General features: G+C 37.0%; 9 protein-coding genes and 1 tRNA gene. All 10 read left to right on the top strand.

Going from position 1 to position 12,341, the window contains the following annotated elements; all coding sequences use genetic code 11:
- The first annotated feature begins 177 nt into the window (after nucleotides 1-177).
- Nucleotides 178-2,079 carry a 1,4-alpha-glucan branching protein GlgB gene (glgB, locus tag JZO85_RS01200; RefSeq protein ID WP_207106670.1) on the top strand — a complete coding sequence of 634 codons (1,902 nt, stop codon included), beginning with the start codon at nucleotides 178-180 and terminating at the stop codon, nucleotides 2,077-2,079.
- 39 nt (nucleotides 2,080-2,118) lie between these two features.
- Nucleotides 2,119-3,264, top strand: coding sequence for a glucose-1-phosphate adenylyltransferase (locus tag JZO85_RS01195; RefSeq protein ID WP_207106669.1), 1,146 nt, complete (start codon nucleotides 2,119-2,121; stop codon nucleotides 3,262-3,264).
- A complete protein-coding gene (glgD, locus tag JZO85_RS01190) occupies nucleotides 3,251-4,399 on the top strand; it encodes a glucose-1-phosphate adenylyltransferase subunit GlgD (RefSeq protein WP_207106668.1) in 1,149 nt (382 codons plus the stop codon). The genes JZO85_RS01195 and glgD overlap by 14 nt, the downstream gene beginning before the upstream one ends.
- Before the next feature lie 4 nt (nucleotides 4,400-4,403).
- On the top strand, nucleotides 4,404-5,831 hold the full coding sequence (gene glgA, locus JZO85_RS01185; protein WP_207106667.1) for a glycogen synthase GlgA: 1,428 nt from the start codon (nucleotides 4,404-4,406) through the stop codon (nucleotides 5,829-5,831).
- Between the two features lie 118 nt (nucleotides 5,832-5,949).
- Nucleotides 5,950-8,388: a glycogen/starch/alpha-glucan phosphorylase gene (locus JZO85_RS01180; protein ID WP_207106666.1), complete on the top strand. Its 2,439-nt coding sequence runs from the start codon at nucleotides 5,950-5,952 to the stop codon at nucleotides 8,386-8,388.
- A complete protein-coding gene (locus JZO85_RS01175) occupies nucleotides 8,369-10,201 on the top strand; it encodes a glycoside hydrolase family 13 protein (protein ID WP_207106665.1) in 1,833 nt (610 codons plus the stop codon). The genes JZO85_RS01180 and JZO85_RS01175 overlap by 20 nt, the downstream gene beginning before the upstream one ends.
- Nucleotides 10,202-10,303: 102 nt before the next feature.
- Complete coding sequence (locus tag JZO85_RS01170; RefSeq protein WP_207106664.1) at nucleotides 10,304-10,909, top strand: hypothetical protein; 606 nt, start codon at nucleotides 10,304-10,306, stop codon at nucleotides 10,907-10,909.
- 61 nt (nucleotides 10,910-10,970) lie between these two features.
- Nucleotides 10,971-11,156: a hypothetical protein gene (locus JZO85_RS01165; protein WP_207106663.1), complete on the top strand. Its 186-nt coding sequence runs from the start codon at nucleotides 10,971-10,973 to the stop codon at nucleotides 11,154-11,156.
- A gap of 46 nt (nucleotides 11,157-11,202) precedes the next feature.
- A tRNA-Leu gene (locus tag JZO85_RS01160) sits at nucleotides 11,203-11,286 on the top strand.
- A gap of 183 nt (nucleotides 11,287-11,469) precedes the next feature.
- A complete protein-coding gene (locus JZO85_RS01155; protein WP_207106662.1) occupies nucleotides 11,470-12,294 on the top strand; it encodes a helix-turn-helix domain-containing protein in 825 nt (274 codons plus the stop codon).
- Nucleotides 12,295-12,341 lie beyond the last annotated feature (47 nt).

The raw sequence follows: 12,341 nt of genomic DNA, 5'->3' as shown, positions 1-12,341 counted from the left end.
ATATAATGTTAGTAGGGACTTTTAATAATGCAGAGAGGAATTGATAAAACGCTTGATACGTTATTTTATTAAGGTTTGTGTCATTATAATAAAACATTCGGCGTTTTTATTATTAAGCTTTGCACATTAAAATGCAATATAAGAACGGATTATCGTTCACTCAAAAAGGTGGTTCTCATGGAAAATACAAAACAAAATAAAAAACAACAAATGGATGACGCTAAGAGAACATTTTTGTCGGGAGAAAATTTTTATGCACAACATTTATTAGGTGTTCATCTAGAGAATGATGGGTATATCTTTAGAGCATGGGCACCAAATGCGTTAGCTGTGTCCCTCGTTGGTGATTTCAATGATTGGCAAGATTTGCCCATGGAAAAGGATGAATCAAGCGGAATCTGGCAGGTATTTACTAATAAAGCAAATGAGGGTGATCTCTACAAATTTAAAGTGAAACAAGCAGACGGCCGAGAAATTTTAAAAATAGACCCCTTTGCTGTCCGATTTGAGAAAAGACCTGGAAATGCAGCAGAGATCTATCATTTCCCTGAAAAGAAATGGAAGGATGGATTATGGCGCGGACGCAATAAACGTATGAACGCTTTTAAGAGACCGCTGAATATATATGAACTGCATGCTAGCTCATGGCGACATCATGAGGATGGGACACCTTACAGCTTTGCCGATTTAACGAAGGAGCTGGTCCCTTATTTAGTTGAAATGAATTATACTCATGTGGAATTTATGCCGTTAATGGAGCATCCATTAGGGCGTTCTTGGGGATATCAATTGATTGGCTATTTTGCCTTGAGTTCTTATTATGGTACACCAGCAGAATTTCAAGATTTTGTTGAGGCTTGTCATTTGAATAATATTGGAGTGCTAGTTGACTGGGTACCTGGCCATTACTGTATTAATGAAGACACGCTACCTTATTATGACGGTACGCCACAATTTGAATACACTGATCCGGATCGTGCTAAAAATAATCGTTGGGGATCAATTAATTTTGATCTTGGGAAACCACAAGTTCAAAGTTTTCTGATTTCTAGTGCGATGTATTGGATTGAGATGTTCCATATTGATGGCATAAGAGTTGATGCTGTCTCAAGTATAATTTATCGTGACTATGATGATGGCCCATGGACGCCCAATCATGAAGGTGGAAATCGTAATTTTGAAGGATATTACTTTTTACAAAAGCTAAATGCTGTCATCAAATTAGCGCATCCAAATGTTTTAATGATTGCGGAGGAAAGTTCTTCTGAGACTCCTGTGACTGGGATGATTGAAAGTGGTTCGTTAGGTTTTGATTTTAAATGGAACATGGGTTGGATGAACGATGTTTTACGTTTTTATGAGATGGATCCGATATATCGAAAAGATAATTTTAATTTGATTACATTTTCTTTCATGTACATGATGCAAGAGAATTTCATTTTACCATTGTCGCATGATGAAGTTGTTCATGGTAAGAAGAGTTTGATGCACAAAATGTGGGGTGATCGCTATAAGCAATTTGCACAGTTACGGAATCTATATACTTATTTTATGACTCATCCAGGTAAAAAATTACTATTTATGGGAAGTGAATGGGGTCAATTTTTAGAGTGGAAGTTTGATAAAGGACTTGAATGGAAAGATTTGTCGGATTCAATGAATCATTCTATGCAGCATTTTACTGCAAAACTGAACGACTTCTATAGAAATCAAACTGCTTTATGGGAATTAGAAGATTCTTATGACACGATTGAAATTATTGATGCCGATAATACTGAAGAGTCTGTCTTAACCTTTATGAGAAAAGGAAAACGCAAGAAGGATTTCTTGATTGTCGTTTTGAATATGACTCCGATTGAACGGCAAGATTTCCATATTGGTGTGCCATATTCAGGAACGTATAAAGAAATTTGGAACACTGAAATGAAAGAATTCGGTGGAACTTGGACGAAGCATAATGAGGATCGTCAAAGTGAATCAATTAATTTTAAAGAGTACGCTCAGTTGATCAAAACGACTGTGCCAGCTTTAGGAGCTATCATTTTAAAACCAGAATCAATCAATACACGTAAGAAATAGAAGGGAGGTCGATGGAGGAAAGTCCTTCATCAAAATAAAATGAAAACAGAAATTTTAGCAATGATTTTAGCCGGCGGGAAGGGATCTCGCCTCGGTAAACTAACACAAAAAATTGCAAAACCTGCTGTCCCTTTTGGCGGTCGTTATCGAATTATTGATTTTACTTTGAGTAATTGTATTAATTCAGGAATTAACAACGTTGGGGTGGTCACCCAATACCAACCTTTAGCGTTAAATAATCATATTGGAAATGGTTCCAGTTGGGGCTTTGATGGGTTAAACTCAGGTGTTACGATCTTACAGCCGTATTCTAGCAATGATGGAAGCAAATGGTTTGAGGGAACAGCACACGCAATTTATCAAAATATGGATTATATTGATCAGATGGATCCACAGTATGTTTTGGTATTGTCGGGTGATCACATCTATAAAATGGATTATGAAGCGATGTTAGAGGATCATAAGGCGAATAATGCAGCACTAACAGTTGCAGTAATTGAAGTGCCAATTGAAGAAGCTTCTCGATTTGGAATCATGAACACTGATGAGAATGATCGAATTATTGAATTTGAAGAAAAACCAGAAGAACCGAAAAGCAACTTGGCTTCAATGGGAATTTATATTTTTAACTGGAGTCGTTTACGCAGCGTATTATTGAATAGCTATAAAAAAGATGATCAAATGCTAGACTTTGGTAAGCACGTGATACCAGCATACTTAGAAAGTGGCGAGAATGTTTTTGCCTATCGATTTGACGGCTACTGGAAAGATGTAGGTACGATTGACTCTCTCTGGGAAGCTAGCATGGAATTCATCGATCCAGATCATAGTTTAAATATTCGAGATAAAAACTGGCGTGTTTTAGCAAAAAATACTATTTCGCCACCTCACTTCTTGACTGAAAATGCTGATGTAAAGAATTCATTGGTAGTAGATGGCTGCTATGTCGCTGGATATGTGGAACACAGTATTTTATCTGATGATGTTCAGGTCAAAGAAGGAGCTAAAGTAGTCGATAGTGTTGTTATGCCAGGTGCGACAATTGGAAAAAATGTACAAATCACAAAAGCAATTATTGGTGAGAATGCGATCATTGGTGATGATGCTGTTGTGGATGGTTCGGACGAAATTGCAGTTGTTGGATATTCAGAAGTGATTGGAGTGTTGACAAGTGAGAGCGAATAAAATGTGTGCCATTCTGGGAAATGTATATGAATGTCCAGAATTATTACCATTAACTGAAAAAAGACCATTGGCTACATTACCTTTCGATTGTAAATATCGGTTGATTGACTTCAATTTGTCGAATGCAATTAATGCCAATATCAAATCTGTCTATATGGTTTTCAATCAAGGAATGACAAAATCCGTATTTGATCATATCGGTGGCGGACGCGAGTGGCATCTAGATAGTGTCGATAGTCGTTACTTTATCCACTTTTACCAAGACTTTTTGAAAAAGAAAGCAGAAGGCCGTCCCTATTTTGAATCAATAATCGATTATTTAAATAAATCAAAATCAGAATATACTGTCTTTATGGGGAACCGCATGCTATGCAATATTGATTTAGAGGCAGTTTTAAAAATTCACCTACAGAGTGATAGTGTTATGACTGTCGTCTACAAGAAAATGCCGAAGGAACAAATTTATCGCCAAGATGAAATTTTAGAAGTGGATGAACACGGTATAATAAACGGACATCATAACTTCTTAGAAGATAAAACCGATGATGAAATACTCAATCTTAGTATGAAAATCTTTATTTGCCGTACAGATTGGCTGATCAATGCTTTACACGAAGGGCAAAGTTTGGGTGGTCCCGTAGCATTAGTTGATTTCTTGACTTTAGCAATGAATCAAGTAAAAACAAATGCCTATGAGTATACTGGTTTTCTGAGTAATATTTTTGATATTAAGTCTTATTATGATGCGAATATGGCAATGTTAGATCCAAAAAAATTCACATCTTTATTGTATTCTAAGCAAAAGATATATACAAAATTAAAAAATGAAGTGGCTACGTATTATTCTCCAACTTCGGAAGTTAAAAATAGTCAATTTGCAACGGGTTGCCTTGTTGATGGCAAGGCCCACGGCTCTCTTTTCTCAAGAAGTGTTGTAATCGAAAAAGGTGCTGAGGTCGTAGATTCAATCATAATGGCAAGCTGTAGTATTCATGAAAATGCGTATATTAAACATGCGATTTTAGATAAAAATGTTGTCGTTGAGCCAGGAATAAAAATTATTGGTTCGGCAGAGCAGCCAGTTGTGATCAAGAAAAATACACATGTGCTAAGCGACGTTTACGGAGGCGAGTAAAAACGTGAAGACATTATTTGTAGCAGCGGAATGTGCACCCTTTTTTAAAACAGGAGGATTGGGTGATGTTGCGGGGGCTTTACCGAAAGCGTTGAAGGAAAAAGGCACGGATATAAAAGTTGTTTTACCATATTTTACAAAAATGCCGGATCGCTATAAAGAGCAACTGGAGGATCTATTTTCTTATGATGTCTATGTTGGTTGGCGCAAGCAGTATTGCGGTGTTAAATACTTGCGAATGAATGACATTGACTATTATTTCTTAGATAATCTCTATTACTTCAATCGGCCGGAATTGTACGGTTATTATGACGACGGGGAACGCTTTGCTTTTTATCAACAAGCAGTCATCGAGTTGATGGAGAAAATTGAGTTTATTCCTGATGTGATGCATTTGAACGACTATCATACATCCTTTATACCGTTTTTACTAAAAGAAAAATATCGATGGATTCAAAAACTCAATCAAATACGTACCGTTCTTACTATTCACAACATTGAATTTCAAGGGCAATACGATCGAGAAGTGCTGCATGATTTATTTGGTATAGGGAGTGAGCGGTATGATGATGGAACTATTCGCTTTAATGATTGTGTGAACTTTATGAAAGCTGGTATTCTTTATGCAGATCGTGTAACTACAGTGAGTCCATCTTATGCTGAAGAAATCAAAACGGCTGAGTTTGGAGCGGGTTTAGATGTGATTTTACGAATGGAAAGCGGGAAGCTGCATGGAATATTGAATGGGATTGATTACGATTCCTTTGATCCAGCAAAAGATCCAGCGATTTTTGCAAATTATGATGCAAAACAGCTTAATAAAAAAACGGAAAACAAGGTTCAACTGCAAAAATTATTAGATTTGCCGGTTCGTCCGGATGTGCCTTTGATTGGGATTGTTAGCCGATTAACTTATCAAAAAGGTTTTCATTTGCTCTTGCAAGAGATGGAAAATTTGATGCAATTTGATGTACAACTGGTTTTAATTGGAACTGGTGATCCTAATTTTGAAAACCAATTCGAATATTTTGGAGAAAAATTCTCGCATAAGACAAGTATTCATATTGCATTCGATGTAACTCTGGCACAAAAGGTTTACGCAGGGGCGGATATGTTTTTGATGCCTTCAGCTTTTGAGCCTTGTGGTTTATCGCAAATGATTTCTATGCGGTATGGTACGTTACCGATTGTGCATGAAATTGGTGGTCTAAGAGATACCGTCCAACCGTACAATCCGATTACAAACGAAGGAACAGGCTTTGGATTTAATATTTTTGAACCATTCTATTTAATGAACACGTTAAAACAAGCAATCGAGCTTTATCACGACCACCAAAACATTTGGCAAAAGATGATGAACGAAGCGATGTCGCGTGATTTTAGTTGGGATGGGTCTAGTCGTCAATATTTAGAACTATACAAACAAATGTAGGATTCGAAAAGCCAGAATCTAAGCCTCGAGCTATGGATTTTGGCTTTTTCTATCATAAATTTTGCTATAACAATAATTAAATCTTATTTATAAAAAGTGTAGGTTGGAGATGAAAAAAATGAACAAAACAGAATTTAAGCAATCATTCAGTCGCCGTTTGGCTGAAAAATTTGCGATGGGTGTCACAGATGCTTCGCCAAACGAACTTTATCAAACGTTGGGTTCATTAATGACTTCGGCATATTCACAAAATTGGCAGCAGACATGGAAAGACTATCGCGAAGCAGAGCAAAAGCAAGCTTATTATTTTTCTATTGAATTTTTGCCGGGAAAAATGTTAAAGAGTAATCTATTGAATATGGGCTGGCTAGATCTGGTAACAGAGGGCTTAAGCGAGTTAGGCATCAATTTAGATGATTTGGCAGAAGTTGAACCTGATATGGCTCTAGGAAACGGCGGATTAGGTCGATTAGCCTCTTGCTTTATGGATTCGATTGCTTCAATGGGATTGCCAGGAAATGGTAATGGTATCCGATATAAATATGGACTTTTTAAGCAGCGTTTTGTTGATAATTATCAGGTAGAATTGCCAGATGAATGGCTTCAAAATGGAAATCTTTGGGAGGTACGCAAAGAAAGCAAAGCGGTGGATGTACGCATTGGCGGAGATGTATACATGAGCCATGATGAATTTGGTATTTTAAAGCCGAACTATCATGGCGGAATGATTTTACGAGCTGTTCCATACGATACAGGGATGGTTGGCTATCAGAATGGTACCGTTAATACAATGCGACTGTGGTCAGTAGAGATCTCACCAGAGGAAGAAGAGCGTTATCGTAGTATTGAAGATCGACGAGCAGTAGAAGATTTGACTTCAGTACTTTATCCTGATGATTCTAATGAAGCGGGAAGAAAACTACGTCTATCACAAGAATACTTTTTCGTTTCAGCAGGTGTACAGAGTATATTACGCTATTATAAGCAACTCAATAAGCCCATCGATGACATCAATCAATATATCGCAATTCATATCAACGATACGCACCCGGCGATGTGTGTTGCCGAATTCATGCGTCTTCTAGTTGATGAACAGGAATTAGGATGGGAACGGGCTTGGAATTTAACTCAGGAAGTGATGAGTTATACCAACCATACAATCATGGCTGAAGCCTTAGAAAAATGGTCGATTAACATGATGAAGAGTGTCTGTCCTAGAATCTATCAAATTATAGAAGAAATTGATAGGCGTTTTGTCGAGGAGATGACCGGTGTTCATGATTTTGATTTAATTCAAAGAACAAGAATTATTCAGAACAACCAGGTGCATATGGCCCATCTTGCGATTATTGGCTCTCATTCGACAAATGGTGTAGCCAAGTTACATTCGGATCTCTTAAAATCAGTTGTTCTGCACGATTTTTACCTGATTTATCCAGCACGTTTCAATAATAAAACAAATGGTATCGCGATGCGCCGTTGGACACAGTTAGCCAATCCTGCATTGAGTAAAGTACTTGATAAAACCATTGGAAACTCTTGGAGGAAAAAGCCAAGCGATCTACGTTTATTATTGAATTATGAGGAAGACGATCAAGTACTTGATATGTTGGACCAGGCAAAATTAGAGAATAAAGCACGTCTGGCTAACTATATTCAAGAGCATTATGGAATCAAAGTAAATACACATGCTATTTTTGATGTTCAAATCAAACGATTGCATGCTTATAAACGTCAATTATTAAATCTATTGCATATAATCAAATTGTACTTAGATTTAAAAGAAAATCCTGAATTACCAATTGAACCGCGAGTGTTCATTTTTGGGGCAAAGGCTGCGCCAAGTTATCATTACGCAAAATCCATTATCAAAGTGATAAATGAGACTGCACGTTTGATTAATCAAGACACGACGATAAACGATAAACTGAAAGTTGTATTTTTAGAAAATTATAATGTAAGTTTGGCGGAACGGATTATTCCAGCAGCAGATGTTAGTGAACAAATTTCTTTAGCATCAAAAGAAGCTTCAGGGACATCTAATATGAAGCTAATGTTGAATGGAGCGGTGACGATAGCGACTTTGGATGGTGCGAACGTTGAAATTCGAGATGCTGTTGGTGATGAAAATATTGCTATTTTTGGTTTGACTGAGTCTGAAGTTTATCAATATTATGAGAATAAAAATTATTCTTCGGCAGAAATTTATCGAGAGAATGCCGTCATACACAAAGTAGTTAAAACACTAATCGACGGAACTATTCCCAATATTTTTGCGGAAGGTCAAGAGATCTTTGATTCGTTGATCAAATATAATGATGAATTTTTTGTCTTACGTGATTTTGAAGATTACTGTTCAGCACAAGAATCAGTGAATCAAGCTTATCAAGAGAAACGTCGTTGGCTGCAAATAAGCTTACGTAACATTGCTAATGCAGGACGCTTTTCTTCAGACAATACGGTTCAACGCTATGCAGACGATATTTGGCAAATAGAGCCTGTATTTGCCCACGAAGACGATCGAGGTGTAACGCAGCATGACTCATATTTACTTTAATCCATGGATAGAACGCTATAAGCAACCATTTGGAGCTGTTCAAGAAGGAACGATGGTCAAAATCTGGCTATCAGTTCCTGAGCAGCAAAAAACAAAAGTCTTTTTGATTGTACGAAAAGAAGGAAGTTCAGTGGGACAGAAAATATTTCCAATGGAACCTGCTTCAGAAGATCGCTTTCATTTTCAAACGATCATGGATCAAGGATGGGGACTATATTTTTATTATTTTAAAGTGGTACACGAATCGGAAGATTACGAAACGATCCAATACTATGGCTTCAATGATCAAGGCGGCGAAGGAAGAATCTACAGTTCGGAACAAGAAGTGGTGCCTTATCAGTTAACCTGCTATCAAAAACCAGAGATCGCTCCTAAATGGTATCGGAATGCTGTTTTTTATCAAATTTTTCCTGATCGATTTGCAAATGGAAATCCTGATCGAACAATCAATCAGCCAAAAAAGAATTCTTTCATTTATGCGACTGAAGAAGATGAACCATTTTATATTAAAAATCAGAAGAATGAGATTGCTCGCTGGGACTTTTTTGGAGGGAACTTTAAAGGAATTCAAGAGAAAATTCCTTATTTACAAGAACTGGGAATTACTGCTTTATATTTGAATCCGATTTTTGAGGCTACTTCTAATCATCGTTATGATACGAATGACTATTTCAAGGTAGATGGTGTTTTAGGTACTGAAGAAGATTTTCGTAGTTTAATAGCTGCTTTGCATACAGCTGGGATTGCTGTAGTGTTAGATGGAGTGTTTTCTCACGTAGGTAAAGATAGCCGTTATTTTAATATCTCTGGTCTTTACGGCGAAAATACTGGAGCTGCACGTGATCCGCAAAGTAAATATCACGATTGGTTTACGTTTAATCATTATCCTGATGACTATAAGTCTTGGTGGGGAGTGGCCGATCTACCAGAAGTACGCAAAGAAAACCCTAATTATCAGGAATTCATTTATGGTGATTTGGACAGTGTTTTGTCCAAGTGGACCTCGATAGGGGTTGATGGCTGGCGTTTAGACGTTGCTGATGAGTTGACAGATGATTTTATCGCGGGTATTCGAAAAAACCTTTTATCCTATCAAGAAAAAATTTTGATTGGCGAGGTATGGGAAGATGCATCAAATAAGATTGCATACGATACACGACGAAAATATGTTTTTGGAGATCATTTACAAGGAGTAATGAACTACCCATTACGGCAACAAATTTTAGATCTCTTAAAACGAACACGCTCATTAAAGAATATCTGTGAGGAAATGATTCGATATCAAGAAAACTATCCAGCAGATTTCTATTATAATCAATTAAATAATATTGGGACTCATGACACTGAGCGCATTTTAACTATGCTCAATGGTTCTGTTGAGGCATTGGATCAGGCATGGGGACTAATGTTCATGATGCCTGGGATTCCTTGTGTGTATTATGGAGATGAAGCTGGATTGACGGGTGGTAAAGATCCTGATAATCGAAAATTTTTCCCATGGCAATCCATTGATCATCGTTTATTTAAAAATTGTCAAAAGTGGATTAACCGGAGAAAAAAACACGATGTGCTAAAGCATGGACATTTTTTCCCTTTTTATTCTCAAAAGCAACAAATTTTCGGAATCATTCGCTATACCGAAGAAGCCTATGTGATCTATGCACTCAATTTATCAGATGAAGAGCAAAGTTTAAATGTAGGAGAATTATCAAGCCCGCGTGCTTATCAAGGAGATTATGAAGTACTAGCGCGTATTTTGGATGGTGAAGTATTGGCTCCAAGAGGTAGCTTATTTGTGCATGATGCCGATTAATTCTGATGATTTTCTCTAGTTCTTCTGTTACTTAGGAATTTAAAAGCATTTTTTCAGCATTTATGCTAAACTATGCTATATCAGAACGATAAGGATGATATTATGCAAACTTACAGCAGAAAAAAGAGCCGTTTTCCTGCTTTTGATGATGAAGCAGGGGTTAAATTAGTACAAACCAATCAGCGTGTCTTATTTGATGGACAAGATGACTTAATTACAAGTTATCGCTTGGAAGCAAAAGATATTTTTGAGCGACCAATGCCAAAAGCTAAACGGACACGTCGTGTTAGCTTAGACGAGGAACCACGTAGAGAGCTAGATCATCATAAAGCAAACTTACCAATGTATCAGGGAGAACGAAAAGAATCGAAAAAGGTAAAACTATTTGAGGAGCGTAAACCCAAAGAGGCGACTACGTCCAAGACAACGTTTAATACGCGAAATGGTCGCAGTGCAACACCTTTCTCACCAAAATTTGTTCCTTCTTCTTTGATTCCAGATGAACCAGCTAATGCTATTTCACCAAAAGAACTAATGCAGCGAATGGAAAAATCGCGGCAATCTTATATTTTGTTTGCGCCTGAAAATGAGCAGAAGCAACCGGCGATCGAAAGAAAAAATTCTCGTCAACGTTTAGATCGCTCATTACGAGGGATTATGCAAGAGGAAAGCTCTAGTATCGAAAATAGTAAATATTTTCATGAGTAAAGCAGAAGGTGCCGACAGGTATCCTTCTGTTGTTTTACGATGATAGGAGAGAAAAAAGAACATGAATCCATTTGAGGAAAAAATTGGCCAATTACGGGCGGGAGATATTGAGAAAATAGAAGTAACACGTGATGAATTTTTCTTGTTTCGAGAGGCGTGGATTAAACAAGAAGATAAAAAGTTTTTTCGTGGTATTGCAGGGTTAAAGGGAAATATCACGTACGTCTATGATACAACGATCGTGTAAACTATTGACTTTTTCATTTTAGCCCGCTATCATGAGAAAAGATTCTGCGGTGATGTTGGAATTGGCAGACAAGCATGACTAAGGATCATGTGAGAGCGATCTCGTGTGGGTTCGAGTCCCATTCGCCGCACTTGGATGTACCGATTATGGTGCATCTTTTTTTTGAGGAATAAAACAGCAGAAATACGTTTGCATTTTATCTTTCGGCTAAAAACCTTTTGTGTATTTTGATCGCAAGAGTTGCTTGTCAACTAGTCATCAGATAAAATTAACTTATTAAAATGTGAATTCGCATATTTTGGAGGAAGTGGCAATGGAAGCGATTGGTCAAGTCTTAAAAGAGTTCAGAAAAGAACACGGCATGACACAAAAGGATCTTTCTGAAGGGATTTGTTCTCAAAGTGTCTTGAGTCGAATTGAAAATAATGAAGAGATTCCTAATATTATCGTGATTCAGCAATTATGTCATCGGCTGGGGATTACGATTGATCAATTGATGCTGGATTTCTTACCGGAAGAATTGTTCCTGCGTAAGTATTTCAATAAAATGTTTATGTATTTGCGTATCGGAAAGTATCTAGAGATACGAACGACATTGGATTATCTAGATGAACGACAAATTACTCACTTAGATAAAGATCGCCAGTTAGCCTGCTTTTTTAAAGGTGTTTGTGCTTATTTTATCGATGAGGCTCCAGAAAAAGCATTAGAGCAAATTGTTCAGGGGCTTTCAATCTGTGTATCAAAAAAATATACTGGCTATTTTGACAGTAAAATTTTGCTTTTAAGTTTTGCTGGAAAAATGAATTCTGTGCTTGGGCGAGTGAATGAAGCACAAAGCTACTACAACCAAAGTTTTGAACTATTTCAAACGATGATGGCTGATTATTCAGAGCGAAGTGAATTGAGTAATCTTTTTGTAAATTATGGTACTTTTTTGGTTAAGCAAGAGCGTTTGGATTTGGCTGAGAAAGTTGTTGATATGGGATTGAAGTGGAATCGTCAACAATGCAGTTATTATAAATTAAGAGAACTTTTAGAATTAAAAATACGGATGTTAGAAGCTCGAGATGAGCTTCATACAGTGATCAACTATCGAAAAATGCTGCGAGCGATTGAAAAAATAAAAGATTTATAGAATGGTCTACACCATTCTTGACTTATTATGAATTCAGGAGTAACTTT

Source organism: Candidatus Enterococcus murrayae (assembly GCF_017315985.1).
Lineage (GTDB): Bacteria > Bacillota > Bacilli > Lactobacillales > Enterococcaceae > Enterococcus_A > Enterococcus_A murrayae.
This window is presented reverse-complemented; position numbering and strand designations above follow the sequence as displayed.

Coding starts and splice junctions, on each gene's coding strand:
- JZO85_RS01180 (WP_207106666.1), top strand. CDS start 5,950: ATGAACAAAACAGAATTTAAGCAATCATTCAGTCGCCGTTTGGCTGAA.
- JZO85_RS01170 (WP_207106664.1), top strand. CDS start 10,304: ATGCAAACTTACAGCAGAAAAAAGAGCCGTTTTCCTGCTTTTGATGAT.
- glgB (WP_207106670.1), top strand. CDS start 178: ATGGAAAATACAAAACAAAATAAAAAACAACAAATGGATGACGCTAAG.
- JZO85_RS01175 (WP_207106665.1), top strand. CDS start 8,369: ATGACTCATATTTACTTTAATCCATGGATAGAACGCTATAAGCAACCA.
- JZO85_RS01155 (WP_207106662.1), top strand. CDS start 11,470: ATGGAAGCGATTGGTCAAGTCTTAAAAGAGTTCAGAAAAGAACACGGC.
- JZO85_RS01165 (WP_207106663.1), top strand. CDS start 10,971: ATGAATCCATTTGAGGAAAAAATTGGCCAATTACGGGCGGGAGATATT.
- JZO85_RS01195 (WP_207106669.1), top strand. CDS start 2,119: ATGAAAACAGAAATTTTAGCAATGATTTTAGCCGGCGGGAAGGGATCT.